At 73.9% G+C, this 17,578-nt stretch carries 16 protein-coding genes and 1 tRNA gene; 6 read left to right on the top strand and 11 right to left on the bottom strand.

Annotation, left to right across the window (positions count from 1 at the left end; all coding sequences use genetic code 11):
- Window positions 1-120 precede the first annotated feature (120 nt).
- Window positions 121-1,176, top strand: a complete 1,056-nt coding sequence (locus PHY01_RS22525; RefSeq protein ID WP_246086081.1) for an S-adenosylmethionine:tRNA ribosyltransferase-isomerase — start codon at window positions 121-123, stop codon at window positions 1,174-1,176.
- A 240-nt stretch (window positions 1,177-1,416) separates the two neighbouring features.
- Complete coding sequence (locus PHY01_RS27790; RefSeq protein WP_141281603.1) at window positions 1,417-2,211, top strand: transglycosylase SLT domain-containing protein; 795 nt, start codon at window positions 1,417-1,419, stop codon at window positions 2,209-2,211.
- Here the strand turns inward: PHY01_RS27790 and PHY01_RS22515 are convergent.
- Window positions 2,205-2,426, bottom strand: coding sequence for an RNA-binding S4 domain-containing protein (locus PHY01_RS22515; RefSeq protein ID WP_141281601.1), 222 nt, complete (start codon window positions 2,424-2,426; stop codon window positions 2,205-2,207). The genes PHY01_RS27790 and PHY01_RS22515 overlap by 7 nt on opposite strands.
- Before the next feature lie 47 nt (window positions 2,427-2,473).
- On the opposite strand from PHY01_RS22515, the gene PHY01_RS22510 reads away from it, so the two are divergent.
- Window positions 2,474-4,453 (top strand): acyltransferase family protein, encoded by a 1,980-nt coding sequence (locus PHY01_RS22510; RefSeq protein WP_141281599.1) that lies wholly within the window; start codon window positions 2,474-2,476, stop codon window positions 4,451-4,453.
- Window positions 4,454-4,534: 81 nt separating this feature from the next.
- Here the strand turns inward: PHY01_RS22510 and PHY01_RS22505 are convergent, their stop codons facing one another.
- The 5 genes from PHY01_RS22505 to PHY01_RS22485 form a co-directional block, all read right to left on the bottom strand.
- Window positions 4,535-4,966: a hypothetical protein gene (locus PHY01_RS22505; RefSeq protein WP_141281597.1), complete on the bottom strand. Its 432-nt coding sequence runs from the start codon at window positions 4,964-4,966 to the stop codon at window positions 4,535-4,537.
- 113 nt (window positions 4,967-5,079) lie between these two features.
- Window positions 5,080-5,538 carry a GNAT family N-acetyltransferase gene (locus PHY01_RS22500; protein WP_141281595.1) on the bottom strand — a complete coding sequence of 153 codons (459 nt, stop codon included), beginning with the start codon at window positions 5,536-5,538 and terminating at the stop codon, window positions 5,080-5,082.
- 82 nt (window positions 5,539-5,620) lie between these two features.
- Window positions 5,621-5,694, bottom strand: a tRNA-Met gene (locus tag PHY01_RS22495).
- Window positions 5,695-5,852: 158 nt separating this feature from the next.
- Entirely contained in the window at window positions 5,853-8,777 is a 2,925-nt protein-coding gene (locus PHY01_RS22490) for a UPF0182 family protein (protein WP_170183935.1), read from the bottom strand.
- A gap of 123 nt (window positions 8,778-8,900) precedes the next feature.
- Window positions 8,901-9,920: a YlbL family protein gene (locus PHY01_RS22485; RefSeq protein WP_141281592.1), complete on the bottom strand. Its 1,020-nt coding sequence runs from the start codon at window positions 9,918-9,920 to the stop codon at window positions 8,901-8,903.
- A 68-nt stretch (window positions 9,921-9,988) separates the two neighbouring features.
- On the opposite strand from PHY01_RS22485, the gene PHY01_RS22480 reads away from it, so the two are divergent.
- A complete protein-coding gene (locus PHY01_RS22480; protein ID WP_141281590.1) occupies window positions 9,989-11,386 on the top strand; it encodes a zinc-dependent metalloprotease in 1,398 nt (465 codons plus the stop codon).
- Here the strand turns inward: PHY01_RS22480 and PHY01_RS22475 are convergent.
- Window positions 11,383-11,931, bottom strand: coding sequence for a M48 metallopeptidase family protein (locus PHY01_RS22475; RefSeq protein WP_141281588.1), 549 nt, complete (start codon window positions 11,929-11,931; stop codon window positions 11,383-11,385). The genes PHY01_RS22480 and PHY01_RS22475 overlap by 4 nt on opposite strands.
- 120 nt (window positions 11,932-12,051) lie before the next feature.
- Here PHY01_RS22475 and PHY01_RS22470 point away from each other — a divergent pair, with 120 nt between their 5' ends.
- Both PHY01_RS22470 and PHY01_RS22465 read left to right on the top strand, forming a co-directional pair.
- Complete coding sequence (locus PHY01_RS22470; RefSeq protein ID WP_141281586.1) at window positions 12,052-13,056, top strand: hypothetical protein; 1,005 nt, start codon at window positions 12,052-12,054, stop codon at window positions 13,054-13,056.
- Complete coding sequence (locus PHY01_RS22465; RefSeq protein ID WP_170183934.1) at window positions 13,053-14,375, top strand: ABC1 kinase family protein; 1,323 nt, start codon at window positions 13,053-13,055, stop codon at window positions 14,373-14,375. Before PHY01_RS22470 ends, PHY01_RS22465 begins: the two co-directional genes overlap by 4 nt.
- A gap of 86 nt (window positions 14,376-14,461) precedes the next feature.
- On the opposite strand, the gene PHY01_RS22460 is transcribed toward PHY01_RS22465, so the two are convergent.
- From PHY01_RS22460 to PHY01_RS22450, 4 genes are all read right to left on the bottom strand, one after another.
- The gene (locus PHY01_RS22460) at window positions 14,462-14,680 is read right to left on the bottom strand and encodes a hypothetical protein (protein WP_141281582.1); all 219 of its coding nucleotides are present in this window, start codon (window positions 14,678-14,680) and stop codon (window positions 14,462-14,464) included.
- 32 nt (window positions 14,681-14,712) lie between these two features.
- Window positions 14,713-15,018 carry a WhiB family transcriptional regulator gene (locus PHY01_RS22455; protein ID WP_141281628.1) on the bottom strand — a complete coding sequence of 102 codons (306 nt, stop codon included), beginning with the start codon at window positions 15,016-15,018 and terminating at the stop codon, window positions 14,713-14,715.
- 187 nt (window positions 15,019-15,205) lie between these two features.
- Entirely contained in the window at window positions 15,206-15,382 is a 177-nt protein-coding gene (locus tag PHY01_RS26700; protein WP_170183933.1) for a hypothetical protein, read from the bottom strand.
- 125 nt (window positions 15,383-15,507) lie between these two features.
- Entirely contained in the window at window positions 15,508-17,541 is a 2,034-nt protein-coding gene (locus PHY01_RS22450; protein ID WP_141281580.1) for an ATP-dependent DNA helicase UvrD2, read from the bottom strand.
- Window positions 17,542-17,578 lie beyond the last annotated feature (37 nt).

The following is a 17,578-nucleotide window of genomic DNA, read 5'->3' as shown; positions in this document are numbered from 1 at the left end:
CCCCGGGGAGGACATCTCCGACCGGCCCGAGCCGCACACCGTCGTCCCCGCGTTCCTGCGCCTGCTCGACGAGCGGCCGCCCAGCGGGCGCCACCGCGCGGTCGACGTGGCGGTGGCCCGGTGACGCGGGCCCGCCCGGCCACGCGCTTCGCCGCGGGCCCGTCGGCCACCCGCCCGCCCGCCGTGCGCGACGGCGTCCGCCTGATGGTCGCCGGCGACCAGGTCACGCACCACCGGTTCCGCGACCTGCCGGCCGCGCTCGAACCGGGCGACCTGGTCGTCGTCAACACCTCCGACACCGAACCCGCGGCGGTGCCGGGCCGGCGGGCGGACGGGCGGCCGGTCGTGCTGCACGTGTCCGGCCCCGCCCGTACCGGGGGGCTCGTCGTCGAGCTGCGGACACCCGGTGGCGACCGGGTCACCGACGCCGTCGCGGGCGAGCCGGTGGCGCTGCCGGCCGGGGTGGTCGCGGTGCTGCACGCGGCCGTCCCCGGAGCGGCGCCGGGCCGGTTGTGGCGGGCCACGATGCCCGTCGAGGGCGGCCCGGGGCGCTACCTCGCCGCCGTCGGGCGCCCGATCCGCTACTCCTACGTGCCACGGGAGTGGCCGATCGCCGAGTACCGCACGGTGTTCGCGACGCCGGTGCCCGGCGAGTTCGGCAGCGCCGAGATGCCGAGTGCGGGCCGGCCGTTCACCCCGGCCGTCCTCGACGCGCTGCGCGGGCGCGGCGTGCGCACGGCGGAGGTCGTCCTGCACACCGGCGTGTCGTCGCCGGAGGCCGACGAGGTGCCGCTGCCGGAGCGGTTCCGGGTGCCCGCGGCCACCGCCGACACCGTCAACGCCACCCGGGCCGCCGGCGGCCGGGTCGTCGCCGTCGGGACGACCGTCACCCGCGCCCTGGAGACGGCCGCGGACGCGCGCGGCACCGTGACCGCGGCCGCCGGGTGGACCGAGCTGGTGCTCGGGCCGGACCGCCCCGCCCGCGTCGTCGACGGACTGGTCACCGGCTGGCACGAACCGGAGGCCTCGCACCTGCTGCTGCTGGAGGCGGTCGCCGGTGCGGAGCTGGTGGGCCGGGCGTACGCGGCGTCGGGCGAGCGGCCCTACCGGTGGCACGAGTTCGGCGACTCCTGCCTGCTGCTCCCCGCTCGCGAGGTCGGCCGTCGCGCTCGGTGACCGCTCACCGCGACGGCCCGTCGCGCGTCGGCCACGACACCGGTACGACGAACGGCGGGCGAGCTGCGGCGACAGGCAGCCTGTCACCTTGTGGGGGGCTCGAGGGTTCTCGTAAGGTCCTGCCTCAGCGTTACGAACCGATCACGACGCATCTGGGCCGGAACTCCCCATCCGGTCCACCGGACCCCCGACCGGGCCGTCGCGATCGGTTCGCTCCCCCGAGCGCTGAGAGGCTGGTTCGTGGCAGGACACCGTTCCCCGCAGGGCCGACGTGCGCGTCGCGCCACCTCCGGTTCGGCACGCCACCACGCGGCCGACCGGCCCGCCCCGACGGGCCCGACGCTGCGCAACACCGTGGTCGCCTCGGCCGCCGCCGTCGGCGCGGTCGCCACCGGCACCTTCACCGCCCTGCTCCCCTCCCCGGGTGACTCGGCCACCTCGGCCGGCGCCGCCGAGACCATCGACGCCACGCTCGTCTCGGCCGACTCGGCCTTCATCGCCGAGCTCCCCGCGGCCGCCACCGGCATGCTCGCGCCCGTCTCCTTCGAGACCGCGACCGACGGGGCCGAGATCGCCGATCTCGCGTTCCTCGACAAGGCGCACACCATGGCCGAGGAGCTGGCCGCACGCCAGGCCGAGGAGCAGCGGATCGCCGCCGAGCGGGCCGAGCTCGACGCGCTGATCGCCTCCGGCGGGGTCGACGGCTGGATCGCCGCCGCGCTCGACGTCCTCGACCTGCCGCAGTCGCTCGCCCCGGGCGTCAAGAACATCATCATGAAGGAGTCGGGCGGCAACCCCCGCGCGATCAACAACTGGGACTCCAACGCCCGCGCTGGCACGCCGTCGCAGGGCCTCATGCAGACGATCCCGTCGACGTTCGCGCACTACGTGCACCCGAGCCTGGCCGACGAGTCGATCACGCACCCGGTCGCGAACATCACCGCCGGGATCCGTTACATGATCGACACCTACGGCATCGACACCCTCGAGGCCGGTGGGCGCACCAACTCCAGCGGCAACTACGTCGGCTACTGAGCGCGCACCGGGCGTGCCTTCCGGCCGCCCACGGCGACGACGTCACCGGCGCGGAGCTGGGCGCCCCGCCTGCTCTCCGGACGGCCGTTCACCTGCACCTCGCCCGCCTCGATCAGCTCGCGGGCGTGGCCGCCGTCCTCGGCCAGCCCGGCGAGCTTGAGGAACTGGCCCAGGCGGATGGGCTCCCCGGTGAGCGGGACGTCGTCGATGCGCATGAGATCATGGTGCCTGCACCCGTGGAGACGAAGGAACCCCGTACGGCATGACCAGCACCGGACCCGCGCCCACGGCGCCCGGGCCCCCCGTCGCGACGCAGCGCCGGTTCCGCCCCGAGCTGCAGGGCCTGCGCGCGGTCGCGGTGCTGCTGGTCGTCGTCTACCACGTGTGGTTCAACCGGGTGTCCGGCGGCGTCGACGTCTTCTTCCTGATCACCGGCTTCCTGCTCACCGGGCAGCTGCTGCGCTCCGCCGACCGCGCGGCCGTCCCGGTGCTGCGGCAGTGGGCCCGCACGCTGGGCCGGTTGCTGCCCGCGGCGCTGGTCGTCCTGCTGGGCACGGTCGTCGCCGGGGCGCTGGTGCTGCCGGAGTCGCGCTGGCTGCAGACCGTCCGCGAGGTGCTGGCCTCGGCGCTGTTCCTGCAGAACTGGCAACTGGCGGCCGACTCGGTCGACTACGCCGCGCAGAACAACGTCGCGAGCGTGGTGCAGCACTTCTGGTCGCTGTCGATCCAGATGCAGGTGATGCTGGCCGCGCCCGTGCTGATGCTCGCCGTGGTCGCGGCCGCCCGCAGCGCGGGTGCCTCCCCGAAGCGCTACCTGACGGGCCTGCTCGCCGGGGTGTTCGTCGTCTCGCTGGGCTACTCGGTGGCGCTCACCGCGGTCGACCAGCCCTTCGCCTACTTCCACACCTTCACCCGCCTGTGGGAGTTCGCCTTCGGCGGGCTGCTCGCGCTGGTCATCGACCGCATCCGCCTGTCGTCGTGGGCGCGGGTACGGCTGGGCTGGGCGGGGCTCGTCGGCCTCGTCGCGTGCGGCCTGGTGCTGCAGGTCGACGCCGTGTTCCCCGGGTACGCCGCCCTGTGGCCGACGGTGTGCGCCGCACTGGTGCTCGTCGCCGGTGAGACGGGGTCACGCACCGGCGCCGACCGGTTGCTCGCGAGCGCGCCGCTGCGCCGCCTGGGCGACCTGAGCTACTCGCTGTACCTGTGGCACTGGCCGCTGCTGGTCCTGACGCTGGTGTGGACCCGCGAGGAGAGCGTCGGGCTCGGCGCCGGTCTCACGCTCATCGCGGTCGCGCTCGGGCTGTCGGTGCTCACCGAACGGCTCGTGCGACGCCCGCGCGACCCGTTCCGCGTCGCCGTCGCCGGTCTGGCCGTGGTGCTGGCCGTCACCGCGTGCTGGCAGCTGGTCGCGCTCGCCCGCACCTCGTCGGACGACGTCGTGGGCACCGACCTGCACCCGGGAGCGCTCGGCGGCGACGTCCCGGTCGCCGACCTGCTGCCCGCCCCCGCGGCCGTCACCGAGGACTGGGTGCGCCTGGAGCAGTGGGACTGCGCGACGCTGTCGGGCTTCGACTGGAACGCCTGCAGCCTGCCCGGCGTCGAGGAGCCGGAGCGGCGGATCGTGCTCGTCGGCGACTCGCACGTCCAGCAGTTCGCGGGGGCGTTCGTGCCGATCGCCGAGCAGTCCGGCTGGCAGCTCACCGCGATGGTCTTCGGCGCCTGCCCGTTCTCGACGGTGTCGGAGGTGGACCCCGGGGCGCAGGCCTGCCTCGACTGGAACGACGCCGTGGCCGCCGAGATCGCCGAACTCCGGCCCGACGCCGTCGTCACCCTGGCCAGCCGCGACGTCCGCGCCGGGCTCACCGAGCAGACCCCGGACGGTTTCGTCGAGCGTTGGCGGCAGCTCGCCGATCTCGGGATCCCGGTGCTGGCCGTGCGCGACAACCCCCGGTTCGACCACTCCCCCGCCGACTGCATCCAGCAGGTCGGGCGCGGCGCCGTCGAGTGCGGGATCGCGCGCGACCAGGTGTACGCACCCGACCCGCCCTACGCCCTGCGCTCGGACGTGCCGGCGAACGTCACGTTCCTCGACATCGCCGACGCCGTGTGCGACGACGCCCTGTGCCCCGCCGAGCGCGGCAACGTCCTGGTCTACATGGACGACAACCACCTCACCGCGACCTACGCGACGTCGATGTCGGGCCTGATCGAGGAGACCGTCCGCAGCTCGCTGGGCTGGTGACATACGGACGGCCCGCCGGGTGTTCCCGGCGGGCCGTGTCGTGGTGGGCAGGACAGCGCAGCGATCAGGACGGTGCAGCGGTCAGGACCGCGCGTCCAGCGGCGCCTGGCCCGCCGACACCTCGTAAGGGTTCGCGTAGGCCAGCGGCTCGTCGTGACCCGGGGTCACCGTGTCGAACACCCCGTCGAAGTTCACGTCGTCGAAGATGACATCGGCCAGACCGTCACCATCGGCCGCCACCGCGACCACGTCCGGCACGAACGTCCCGTCACCCGGGCTGTTGTCGAACGCGGCGATGTCGTCGTAGTAGTCACCGTCGACGTCGACCAGCACCGTGTCGACCTCACCGTCGCCGTTCGAGTCGATCTCGGTGGTCTCGGCGTAACCGTCACCGTCGTGGTCGACGTACTCGTAGGACGACCCGTGACCCGACTCGATCGGGTGCTCGGTCTCGGTCTCGCAGGACTCGGTGGGGTAGGTCTCGACCGGCTCGGGGGCGTAGCACTCGGACATCGGATTCTCCTCGGTGGAAGGGGGGTGTGTGGGGCTCTCACAGGGAAGGACGCCCCCGACCCCCACCGCGGTTACACCGATTTCCCCTGGCGTTTCCGGCGGCCGGGCCGGCCTCACCGACCGGCGCTGTCCACCCGCGGCCACGGCCACGCCTCGGCGAGCCAGGCCGCGACGGCGTCGGCGAGCGGGACGTCGAGCCCGGCCCGGTCGGCGCGCACCCAGGACTGTGCGGTGACGTCGTGGTCGGCGTCCGCTGCCGGGTAGAGGTAGACGCAGCCGATCACGTCGCCGTCACCCGGGTCGAGGACGGTGAACGTGAACCCGCGACGGGCGGCGAAGTCCTCGGCGTGCCGTCGCAGGTCGGACAGGTTGGCCTCGAGCGTCATCCCGTCGGTCGGGGGCCAGTCCCCGTCGGGGTACCCGGGCGTCGCCCGGATGTGGTCGATGCTCGAGGTCCACGCCGCATGGTCGGCCTCGTTGTGCTGTGGCCCGAGCGGTTCGAGGACGAACCGGTCGGTGGACAGGGCGAGCGGCGGGGTGAAGTCCACGGGGACGAAAGGCCGGCCGGTCATCCCGTGACGGTAGCGACGGAGCCGGTCGCAGCGCATGCGAAAACGGCCCTCCAGGGATTCCCTGGAGGGCCGTTCTGCCTAGTAGCGGGGGTAGGATTCGAACCTACGACCTCTGGGTTATGAGCCCAGCGAGCTACCGAGCTGCTCCACCCCGCGACGCTGTTGTTCTGTTGTGTCTTCGACAGTACACCTCCCGGAAACCTCCCTGCAGCGGGGGGTCGTCCCCCGTCTTCGCAGGTCAGAGCCCCGGGAACGCCCCGACCCTCACGAACCGGGTGGTCCGTGGGGGTCGGGGCGCGGTGGAGACCTGCGTCTCAGCCCGTCGGCTGGGCGGCCTGGGCCGCCTGGAAATCCTGCACCGCGGCGTCGAGCGCGGCCAGCGCGTCGCCCTGTGCGGCGAAGTCACCGCTCTGCTGGGCCGTGCGCAGGTTGCCGATCGCGGTCTGGATGGCCTGGGCGGCCGTCGCGAGCTCCGGGGTGGCGTCGGGGGTGGTCCCGGGCACCGCCGTGTCCGGCGGCGGCGCAGCCGTGCCCGGGGTCGTCGGCACGTCGGCCGCGGCCCCGGCGCCGAACACCTGGTCCAGCGCGCCCGCCAGGTCGGGCGCGAAACCGACCCGGCCGTTGTAGCTCACCAGAACCCGCGCCAGCTGCGGGTAGCTGGAGTCCTCGTTGGCGCGCTGGATGTAGACCGGCTCGACGTAGAGCAGGCCTCCCGCCACCGGCAGCGTCAGCAGGTTGCCGTTGATCACCAAGCTCTGCCCGTTGCGCGCGAGGAGGCCGAGCTGCTGGCTGACCTCCGGCGTACCGACGAACCGGCTCTGCACCTGTTGCGGGCCGAGCTCCTGGGTGTCCGGGGGTAGCTGTAGCAGCGTGATCTGGCCGTAGGTCTCCGGATCGGAGCTGGCCGACATGTAGGCCGAGAGGATGTCGCGGTTCTGGAACACCAGCGCGCTGGTGAGCTGGAACGTCGGGTCCCCCGACGCCGCGCTGCCCGGCTGCCCGGCCAGCAGGTAGTACGGCGGCTGGGCCAGCCCGCCCGCCCCGCCACCGGCCGGCGTCGGGTCCGAGGGCACCTCCCAGAACGAGACGTTCGAGAAGAACTCGCCGGGGTTGTCGACGTGGTAGCTGGTGAGCAGGTCGCGCTGGACCTTGAACAGGTCCTCCGGGTACCGGACGTGCTCGCGCAGGCTGGGGCTGATCGCCGACGCCGGCTGCACCGTGTCGGGGAAGGTCTTCATCCACGTCTGCAGGACCGGATCGGTCTCGTCGAAGGCGTAGAGGGTGACCGTGCCGTCGTAGGCGTCGACGGTGGCCTTGACCGAGTTGCGCAGGTAGCTCACCTCGCGGTTGAGCTCCGGGCGCACCCCCGGGCCACCCGCGAGGGTGTCGGCGGTGGCCTCGCCGAGCTGCGTGCGCTCGGCGTAGGGGTACTGGTCGAGGCTGGTGTAGCCGTCGACGATCCAGGTGATCCGCCCGTCCACGACCGAGGGGTACGGGTCGCCGTCGACGGTGAGCCACGGCGCGACCAGCTCGACCCGGTCGGCCGGGTCGCGCACGTACATGATCTTCGAGTTCTCGTTGATCGAGTTGTTGAACAGGATGTTGCGCTCGCCGTAGTAGGCGGAGAAAGCGAGCCGGTTGACGAGGTTGTCGAGCGGGACGCCGCCGCGGCCGGTGTAGGTGTACTGCTGGGTGTCGGAGTCGTACTCCACCGGCGGGGCGCCCTCGGGCGCGCCGACGATCGAGTAGCCGCGGATCAGCTCGCCGTAGTAGGTACGCGGCTGCTCGACCCGCAGGCTCTCCGGCAGCGTCTCGCTCATCGAGTTCGTGATGTCGATGCTGGTGAAGCGGGGCAGCCCGCCCTCGCCTCCCGCGTCGTCGAGCGCCGCGTTCACCTGGTTCGCCGGCGCCACGACGATGCCGTTGCCGTGGGTGTAGACCAGCTGCTGGTTGATCCAGTCGGTCTGGTTGCCCGCGAGCCCCGCGGTGTTGAGCTCGCGCAGGCCGACGATGTAGTCCTGCACCGTGCCGTCGTCACCGCGGTAGCGGTCGATGTCGAGGGTGGACGGGAAGCCGTAGAACGTGCGGCGCTGCTGCAGCTGCGTGAACGTGTCGGTGAGCTGCGCCGGGTCCAGGATCCGGATGTTGGGGATCGTCGCCGTCTCCGCCCGCACCTCGGCCGGGGTGGCCTCGGACTCGCCGCTGTAGGGCACCTCGGTGACCGTGGCGTCGGTGAGGCCGTAGGCGTCGCGGGTGGCGGCGATGTTGCGCTCGATCGACACCGCCTCGCGCGCCTGCGCGTTGGGGGCGACGACGAACTGCTGCAGGATCGCGGGCCACGCGGCCCCCACCAGCACGCTGGACAGCACGAGCAGCGCGGTGGCGATCGCGGGCAGCTGCAGGTTGTCGCGGAACACCGCGACGAAGAACGCGGCCGCACAGATCAGCGAGATGAACAGCAGGATCAGCTTGGCCGGCATCACCGCGTTGAGGTCGGTGTAGGTGGCACCGTTGAACAGCGGGTTGCGGTCGGAGAACAGCAGCTCGTAGCGGTCGAGCCAGTAGGCGACGGCCTTGAGCAGCACGAACACCCCGGCCAGGACGGCGAGCTGGGCGCGCGCGGCACCGGAGACCTGGCCGCCGCGGCCGGTGAGCCGGATGCCGCCGAAGATGTAGTGCGTGACCAGCGCGACGACGAAGCTGATCGCCACGCCGACGAACAGCCAGTTCAGCAGCAGCCGCCAGAACGGCAGCTGGAAGGCGTAGAAGCTGACGTCGAGGCCGAACTCCGGGTCGGCGATGCCGAACGGCGTGGAGTTGATGAACTGCTGGACGATCTGCCAGTCGGCCTGGGCGGAGAGCCCGGCGATCAGACCGACGGCCACCGGGATGCCGATCGCGAACAGCCGCAGCCGCTGGATGATCACCGTGCGGTAGCGGGCGATCGGGTCCTCGGGGCCCGACAGCGGGACGAAGACCGGCCGCGACCGGTAGGCGATCCACAGTGCCAGCGCCACCAGGCCGCCGATCAGCAGCCCGCCCGCGAGGAACTGCACGATGCGGGTGAACAGGATCGTGGTGAACACGCCCCGGAACCCGACTTCGCCGAACCACAGCCAGTCGATGTAGAAGTTGATCAGCCGCGAGCCGCCGAGCAGCAACAGGACCAGCACGCCCGCGACGGCGAGCAGGATCCGGGTGCGACGGGTCAGCGTCGGGGCTCCCACCGGGGGCCGCATGGCCACGAGACACGCTCCAGGGTCTTGACATGTGCGGGCCCGCCTGCGCGCCCTGCTGACCCAACTCTACGAGGGGCGTGTGGGGTTCCCGTGGGGCGTGTCCGTTTCGTGGCGTGCAGCCGCTCAGCAGGCCGGTGGGACGCCGCCGTCGCGCAGGGTGTCGAGGCTCTGCACGGCGTCGTCGAGGGTGTCGACGCGCACGAGGGTGAGGCCCTCGGGCGCGGAGGCCGCCGCCTCGGCGCAGTTGGCCGCGGGCACCAGGAACACCGTGGCGCCGACGTCGCGGGCGGCGATCATCTTGAACGGCACGCCGTCGATCGCCGACACCGCACCCGACGGGCCGATCGACCCGGTCCCGGCGACGAACCGGCCGCCGGTGAGCTCGCCCGGCGTCAGCTTGTCCAGTACGCCGAGGGCGAACATCAGCCCGGCCGACGGCCCGCCGATCCCGCCGAGGCTGATCGTGATGTCGCTGTCGGGCAGCGGGCCGAGCCCGGGGGTGATGCCGAGGAAGCCCTGCGGGCGGTCCGGGCGGGTCCCGAGGACGACCGGGACCGTCCGCTCGTCGCCGTCGCGGCGGACCACCAGCGACGCCGTCGCGCCCGGCGCCGACCGGCCGATCAGCTCGGTGACGGCCTCGGCGGTGCCCACCGGCACCCCGTCGACGCTGACGATCTCGTCCTGCAGCTCCAGCAGCCCCTCGACGGGCGATCCGGGCACGACCCCCACGACGACGACCGACGCCGGCCCGCCCAGCTCCACCAGCGCCGCGGAGACCGCGTTGAGCTCGGAGGAGGCGAACTGGGCGGCGTTCTCGTCCTGCACCTCCTCCGTCGAGCGGTCGGACGGGAAGATCGGCTCGCGCGGGACCAGCCGCCGGTCCCCCGAGACCCAGAACGACAGCGCGGTGAACAGCGACAGCTGGTCGGTGACCGACACCGTCGTCATGTTGAGGTGCCCGGACGTCGGGTACGTGGGCAGGTCCGTCACCGCCACGATCGGGGCGTCCTCGTAGTCGCCGAGGGTGTCGTAGGTCGGGCCGGGCCCGAGAGCGACGAACGGGACGGGCAGCGTCGACCCGATGACGCCGAGCGTCAGCGCCAGCAGCGCGGCGGCCACGACGGTCAGCATGCGACGGCTCACGATCGCGCACCCTATGCCGCACCGCCGCTGGGGCTCCCCACCCGGCCCGTCGCGCGTACCGTGGAGGCATGACTGACAAGCCGCCGTTCGGGTTCGGACCCTCCGACCGCGACGACTCCGACAAGGGAGACGACCGCTCGCGCGGCGACGGTCCGCTCGATCCCTTCGGCTTCGGGAACCTGCCCGGTATGCCCCCGGGCGGCTTCCCCGGGATGCCGGGGATGCCGGGGGCGGGCGGCCCGGGCGGGTTCGACGTCAGCCAGCTCGGACAGATGCTCACCCAGCTCGGGCAGATGCTCAGCCAGGCGCAGAGCGGCGGCGACGGGCCCGTCAACTACGACCTCGCGACGCGGTTGGCCACCCAGCAGCTCGCCGCCACGAGCTCGTCGCTCACCGGCGCCCAGCGGGCCGCGGTGTCCGACGCGGTGAAGCTCGCCGAGCTGTGGCTCGACCCCGCCACCGAGTTCCCGGCCGGCGCCACCGAGACGAAGGCGTGGTCGGCCACCGAGTGGGTCACGGCGAGCATGCCCACCTGGAAGCGGCTGGTCGACCCGGTGGCGCGCCGGATGGGCGGGGCGTGGACCGACGCGCTGCCCGAGGAGGCGCGCGCCGCGGCCGGCCCGATGATGGCGATGCTCGGCCAGATGGGCGGGCTCGCCTTCGGCAGCCAGCTCGGGCAGGGCCTGGCCACCCTGGCCGCCGAGGTGCTGACCTCCACCGACATCGGCATCCCCGTCGGTCCCGACCGCGTCGCGGCCCTGCTGCCGGAGAACGTCGAGAAGTTCACCCGCGACCTCGACCGGCCCGCGAGCGAGGTGCTGCTGTTCCTGGCCGCGCGCGAGGCCGCCCACCAGCGGCTGTTCGCCCACGTCGGCTGGCTCAAGGAGCGGCTGCTGCGCACCGTCGAGGAGTACGCGCAGGGCATCACGATCGACACCTCGAAGATCGAGGAGCTGGCCCGCGGCATCGACCCGTCGAACCCGGCCGCGATCCAGGAGGCCATGGGCTCGGGCATGTTCGAGCCCGAGACCACCCCGGAGCAGAAGGCCGCGCTGGCCCGCCTGGAGACGCTGCTCGCCCTCATCGAGGGCTGGGTCGACGCCGTGGTCGCCGAGGCGGTCGGCGACCGCCTGCCCGGCGCGGAGGCGCTGCGCGAGACGCTGCGCCGCCGCCGCGCGTCCGGCGGGCCCGCGGAGCAGACGTTCGCCACCGTCGTGGGGCTGGAGCTGCGGCCGCGGCGGCTGCGCGCCGCGGCGGAGCTGTGGCGGCTGCTCGGCGAGCAGCGCGGCACCTCCGGCCGCGACGCCCTGTGGGCCCACCCCGACCTCATCCCCTCGGCCGACGACCTCGACGACCCGGCCGCGTTCGTCGCGCGCGACAACACGGGCGACCCGATCGCCGAGCTGGAGAAGCTGGCCGACACCGACGCGGCCGCCGACCCCGAGGACGACGGGAAGAAGGACTAGCCGGGCTCGTCGCCGTCGGTGCCCACCAGGCCCAGCCCGGCGGCGGCGGAGAGCCCCTCGAGGTAGCCCATCGCGCGTTCGGTGCGGGGATAGCGGCGGACCCAGGCCCAGAACTTGTCGTCGTGGCCGGGCTCGAGCAGGTGCGCCAGCTCGTGCACGAGCACGTAGTCGACCACCCAGCCCGGGGCGTCGCGCAGCCGCTCGCTGATCCGGATCGTGCCGTCGGCCGGGGTGCAGGACGCCCAGCGGGTGCGCATCGTGGGCACCCACCGCACGGTCGTGGGCACCGCGAGACCGTCGAGGTGGCGGCGGCCCAGCTCCAGGCAGCGGCGCAGCAGCGCGTCGTCGCCGGCGCGGCCCGGGGAGCGGCGGCGGGCCTCGCTGCGCTCGAGCCGGGCGACCATCTCGTCGACCCAGCGGAGCTCCTCACTCTCGCTCATCCACCCCGGGATGAACACGATCACGGTGTCGCCCTCGCGCCGCGCGCTGACCATGCGCTTGCGGCGGTCACTGCGCCGGACCTCCACGACCGCGGGGGACGCCATGGGTGCAGGGTAGTCCCCGCAGGTCACGTCCGGACGACGGAGCGGGTTGTCCACAGGTCGGTGGGCCCGGTTGTGGATGGTCCGCGCGCCGGGGCCGCCGTTCCGGGCACGCTCGGCGGCATGCCCCCGCTGCCCGCGCTGATCTCCCTGGCACCGCACCGCTCCCTGCTGCCGCTGGGGTCCCGCTCGCGGCGGCTGGGCCTGTGCCCGGACCGCGGGCTCGTCGTCGACGACCTCGACCCGCCGCTCGCGCTGATGCTCGACGAGCTCGACTCCCCCGTCGGCCCCGCGGCACTGCTCGACCGCGCCGAGCGCCGCGGCGCCGACCGCGCGGCGGCCGTCGAGCTGCTGGAGGTGCTGCTCGCGCACGGCGCCGTGGTCGACGCGGCCGCGGCCCGGCGGGTCACGGGGCGGCGGGCCCACCACGTCGTACTGGTCGTGGGCGACGGTCCGCTCGCCGCGGGCGTCGTCACCGGGTTGGCGCGGGCGGGCGTCGGCTCGGTGCACGTCGAGGCGGGCGGCACCGTCGGCTCCGCCGACCTCGGCACCGGCCTGATCGAGGCCGACCGCGGTGTGCGGCGGGAACGGGCGGTGGCGCGGGCCGCCGCCCGGTTGGTGCCCGGCACCGTCGTCACCGCTGCGCCGCAGCGGCTCGCGCCCGACCTCGTCGTGCTCGCCGACGCGCAGGCCGTCCCGCCGCAGCGGGAGCAGCGGCTGCTCGGCGACGGCGTCGCGCACCTGGCGGTCCGGCTGCGCGACGGCGTGGGGGTCGTGGGGCCGCTGGTGCTGCCCGGGCGCTCGGCCTGCCTGCGCTGCCTCGACCTGCACCGCGCCGCCCGTGAGCCGGGCTGGCCGGGCGTCGCGACCCAGCTCGTCGGGGCGACCGGCCGGGCCGACCCGGCGTGCGTCGCGGCCACCGCCGCCCTCGGCACCGCCCAGGCCCTCGCCGCGCTCGACGACACGGCCGCGCCCGCCGTGCTGGACGCCACCGTCGAGATCGACGTGACGGCCGCGACGCTGGCCACGCGGCGCTGGTCGCGGCACCCGGACTGCACCTGCGGTGGCCCGCGACACCCCCCGGCGACATGCGGGGCGGGCCCGGCTCGGGGGAGACTGGAGCCGTGACGGACATCCCACGGCGTACGGCCGCGCGCACCGCCAAGCTCGCCAGTCTCCCGCTCGGGGCGGCGGGGCGGGTCGCCGCGGGCTGGGGTCGCCGGCTCGCCGGCGGCGACGGCGACGAGATCTCCGCCCAGATGATGCAGCGCAGTGCCGAGCAGCTGTTCGCGGTGCTGGGCGAGCTCAAGGGCGGGGCGATGAAGTTCGGCCAGGCCCTGTCGGTGTTCGAGGCCGCGGTGCCCGAGGAGTACGCCGCGCCGTTCCGGGAGTCGCTGGTCAAGCTGCAGTCGGCCGCGCCGCCGATGCCCCCGCGCGACGTCGACCGGATGCTCGCCGAGCAGTTCGGGCGCAACTGGCGCGCCCGGTTCGCCGAGTTCGACGACACCCCGGCCGCGGCCGCCAGCATCGGTCAGGTGCACCGGGCCGTGTGGCGGGACGGGCGCGAGGTCGCCGTCAAGGTGCAGTACCCGGGCGCGGAGCAGGCGCTGCTGTCCGACCTGCGCCAGCTCTCGCGGATGAGCAGGCTGATGCAGCCGTTCCTGCCCGGCCTGGAGATCCGGCCGCTGATCACCGAGCTGCAGGACCGGATGGCCGAGGAGCTCGACTACCGCGACGAGGCCGACAACCAGCGCGCCTTCGCCGCCGCCTACGACGGCGACCCGCAGGTGAAGGTGCCGCGGGTCGTGGCGTCGGCGCCGAAGGCGATGGTCACCGAGTGGGTCACCGGGCGGAAGCTCTCCGACGTCATCGCCCGGGGCACGCAGGCCGAGCGCGACCACGCCGCCACGCAGCTCTCGGAGTTCCTCTATGCCTCGCCCGAGCGGGTGGGGCTGCTGCACGCCGACCCGCACCCGGGCAACTTCCAGCTCCTCGACGACGGCCGGCTCATGGTCATCGACTTCGGCGCGGTCGCGCGGCTGCCCGACGGGATGCCGCGCCCGCTGTCGGAGATGGTGCGCCTCGCGCTGGCCGACCGGCCCGACGAGCTGCTCGACCTGCTCCGCAGGGAGGGGTTCATCCGGAACGGGTCGGCCCTCACCGCGGCCGACGCCGTCGCCTACCTCTCGCCGTTCACCGAGCCGCTGCACACCGAGTCGTTCCGCTTCGACCGCAAGTGGCTGCAGAGCCAGGCCGAGCGCGTCGGCGACCTGCGCAGCCCGCAGTTCAACACCGGCCGCGAGCTGAACCTGCCGCCGCAGTACCTGCTGATCCACCGCGTCACGATGGGCACGCTCGGTGTGCTCTGCCAACTCGACACCGACGTGCCGCTGCGCGGGATCGTCCGCCGCTGGCAGCCCTGGATCTTCGCCGAGGACGCGGGCTGACGCGCCGACGGCGCCCCGGTCACGGGAGGACCGGGGCGCCGTCGGTATCGGGGCGGCACCGCGCAGAGGGTGCCGCGGGTCGTGGGCTACCGCGCCGCGAGACGCGCGCGCTCGGCGCGGCGGGCGGCGTAGGCCGCGAGGCGCGACCACCTCCGGCCGGCCACCAGGCTGCGGGCCAGCGCGTGCTCACGTGCGGCCTGTTCGGCCTCCCGCTGTCGGGATCGGGCCAGTGCTTCGTTCATGAGCAACATCGCGTCTCCCGGGATGTCGGTGCGGATGGCGGAGGGGAAGGGGCTCAGGGTCATGATCGGTCGTCTCCTCGGGGTGTCTGTGCTGGTCAGGCCGTGGCCGCGGCGAACGCGCGGTCGCGGGCCAGGTCGGCCTTGCTGGGTCGGCCGCGGGGCCGCTTGCGCGGGATGACGGCGCCGCGCTCGAAGATCTCGCCGCCCCACACCCCCCACGGCTCCTCGCGCGCCAGCGCGCCGGCCAGGCATTCGACCCGGACCGGGCACGCCCCGCACAGGCCCTTGGCCCGCTCCAGCTCCGCGGGAGCCTCGGCGAACCACAGGTCGGCGTCGCCGGAGCGACAGGGCAGGTCCAGCCCGGCGCGGGGTCGCCCCTGGTCCTCGTCGAGCAGGGCCAGTAAGGACCCCGGCGGGGAGGCGGGGTCGCCACCCGACCGGTCGGGGTTGATCGCTCCGCCGTCCAACGGAACTGATCGGACTAGCACCGCACTACCTCCTGGTACTCGTACTGCTTCCGGAAAACACAAGAGCCGCGAACCCTGTACGGGTCCGCGGCTCTGAACTGCTGCCGGTGCGTGTCGGCGTCTACCTGAGACGACACCTCACCGCGGACATACCTGTGCTGTTGTCGAGATCGATCCCACCGAGCGTGACGACCGACGGGCGCGGCTTCGCGACGCGCGCGCGGCCGACCGGCACGAAGGCGGCCTCGGTCCACAGACGGGTGCCGTGGACGGGGACGAAGGACATCGTCGTGATCATCGTGGGCACCTCCTCTGCGGATGGTCGTGGTGAGGAACGGGCTGGCGCAGTCCGTCGTGGAGACACGTTAGGGATACCCCGACGGGGTGGGCAACCTATTTACGGAGAACTTTTCGCGGGCCGCCTCAGGCGTCGCTGACCAGGGCCAGAACCGCCGGCCCGTAGCGGTCGAGCTTGCGGGCCCCGATGCCGGGGATCGACACGAGCGCGGCGCTGTCGGTGGGGCGGTGCTCGGCGATCGCCGTCAGGGTGGCGTCGGTGAACACGACGTAGGCCGGGACCTGCTGCTCCCTGGCCTCCTCGGCGCGCCAGCCGCGCAGCCGGTCGAGCAGCTCGGTGTCGACGTCGGACGGGCAGTCGCCGCAGCGCCGCATCTTCAGCGCGTCGATCCCGAGCAGCGGGGCGCCGCACACGCGGCATCTCGGCTTGGTCCCCGTGCCACCGGAGACCGCGGCGATCCGCGACGCCGGGTGGGTGTCGGGGATCAGGCCGTGCAGGAACCGGCTGCGGCGCCGCTTGCGCGCGCCGCCGGGCTGGCGGGTCAGTGCCCAGGACAGCGCGAGGCGTCGGCGCGCACGGGTCACCCCGACGTAGAGCAGGCGGCGCTCCTCCTCGATCGCGGCGTCGTCACCGTCGGCGTGCTGGATGGGCAGGGTGCCGTCCGCCAGCCCGACGAGGAACACCACGTCCCACTCCAGGCCCTTCGCCGCGTGCAGCGACGCCAGCGTGACGCCCTGGACGGCGGGCGGGTGCGCGGCGTCGGCGCGGACGTCGAGCTCGGTGCAGAAGCGGCGCACGTCGGCGTCGGGCTCGTCGGCGACGAGCTGCTCGGCCAGCTCGACGATCGCCAGCAGCGACTCCCACTGCGCCCGCTGCGCCGCACCGCCGGGCGGCTCGTGCGTCAGCCCGACGGGCGCCAGCACCTCGCGCACCGCATCGACGAGGGGGTCGGTGCGCCCGCCCGCCATGCGCAGCGCGCTCATCGCCCTGCGCACCTCGGGGCGGGAGAAGAACCGCTCCCCGCCGCGCACCTGGAACGGCACGCCGGCCTCGGTGAGCGCCTGCTCGTAGGCCTGCGACTGCGCGTTGATCCGGAACAGCACGGCGATCTCGCCGGCCGGGGTGCCGTCGTCGACGAGGCGGCGGATCTGCCCGGCGACGGCGGCGGCCTCGGCAGGCTCGTCGTCGTACTCGGTGAAGTCGGGCTCCGGCCCGGGCGGCAGCTGCCCGACCAGCGCGAGCCTGCTCCCCGCCGCCCGGCCGCGCGCCGCACCGATGAGGGTGTTGGCGCACGACACGACCTGCGGGGTGGAGCGGTAGTCGCGCTGCAGCCGCACCACGACGGCCTCGGGGAAGCGGCGCGGGAAGTCGAGCAGGTGGCGCGGGGTGGCGCCGGCGAAGGTGTAGATCGTCTGGTTGGCGTCGCCGACGACGGTGAGGTCGTCGCGCTCGCCGAGCCAGGCGTCCAGGACGCGCTGCTGCAGGGGCGTGACGTCCTGGTACTCGTCGACGACGAAGCAGCGGTAGCGGTCGCGGAACTCCTCGGCGACGTCCGCGTGCTCCTCCAGCGCGGCGGCGGTGTGCAGCAGCAGGTCGTCGAAGTCGAGCATCTCGGCACGGTTCTTCAGCGCCTCGTACCCGGCGTAGACGGCGGCGACCTGCTCGGCGGGCCCCGGGATGTCGCGGCTGCGGCGCGCGACCTCGGCCGGGTAGGCGTCCGGGGTGACCAGGCAGGCCTTGGCCCACTCGATCTCGCCGGCGAAGTCGCGCAGGGAGGCCGCGTCGGTGCCGGCCTTGAGCCGTGCGGCGGCCTGCCCGACGATCCGCAGCTTGCCCTCCAGCAGCTGCCACTGGTCGCCGCCGACGACCCGCGGCCAGAAGTAGCGCAGCTGGCGCAGGCTCGCGGCGTGGAACGTGCGGGCCTGCACGCCGGAGACGCCCAGCGTCCGCAGGCGGGTGCGCATCTCCCCCGCCGCGCGCGCCGTGAACGTGACCGCGAGGACCTGGCCCGGGGCCACGTGCCCGGTGCTCACCAGGTGCGCGATGCGGCGGGTGATCGTGCGGGTCTTGCCGGTGCCCGCTCCCGCCAGGACGCACACGGGGCCCCGGGGGGCGGTGACCGCGGCCCGCTGCTCGTCGTCCAGACCCGAATCACGCACGCGACCATCCTGACACCCGCGGCGGGAAGACCCGCGC

This window comes from Pseudonocardia hydrocarbonoxydans, assembly GCF_006539565.1.
In the GTDB taxonomy this organism is placed as follows: Bacteria; Actinomycetota; Actinomycetes; order Mycobacteriales; family Pseudonocardiaceae; genus Pseudonocardia; species Pseudonocardia hydrocarbonoxydans.
Note: the sequence above shows the minus strand (reverse complement) of the source record. Positions and strands in the feature narration are given on the sequence as shown.

Coding starts and splice junctions, on each gene's coding strand:
- PHY01_RS26700 (WP_170183933.1), bottom strand. CDS start 15,382: ATGATCACGACGATGTCCTTCGTCCCCGTCCACGGCACCCGTCTGTGG.
- PHY01_RS22510 (WP_141281599.1), top strand. CDS start 2,474: ATGACCAGCACCGGACCCGCGCCCACGGCGCCCGGGCCCCCCGTCGCG.
- PHY01_RS22475 (WP_141281588.1), bottom strand. CDS start 11,931: ATGGCGTCCCCCGCGGTCGTGGAGGTCCGGCGCAGTGACCGCCGCAAG.
- PHY01_RS22490 (WP_170183935.1), bottom strand. CDS start 8,777: ATGCGGCCCCCGGTGGGAGCCCCGACGCTGACCCGTCGCACCCGGATC.
- PHY01_RS22460 (WP_141281582.1), bottom strand. CDS start 14,680: ATGACCCTGAGCCCCTTCCCCTCCGCCATCCGCACCGACATCCCGGGA.
- PHY01_RS22470 (WP_141281586.1), top strand. CDS start 12,052: ATGCCCCCGCTGCCCGCGCTGATCTCCCTGGCACCGCACCGCTCCCTG.
- PHY01_RS22480 (WP_141281590.1), top strand. CDS start 9,989: ATGACTGACAAGCCGCCGTTCGGGTTCGGACCCTCCGACCGCGACGAC.
- PHY01_RS22505 (WP_141281597.1), bottom strand. CDS start 4,966: ATGTCCGAGTGCTACGCCCCCGAGCCGGTCGAGACCTACCCCACCGAG.
- PHY01_RS22515 (WP_141281601.1), bottom strand. CDS start 2,426: ATGCGCATCGACGACGTCCCGCTCACCGGGGAGCCCATCCGCCTGGGC.
- PHY01_RS22500 (WP_141281595.1), bottom strand. CDS start 5,538: ATGACCGGCCGGCCTTTCGTCCCCGTGGACTTCACCCCGCCGCTCGCC.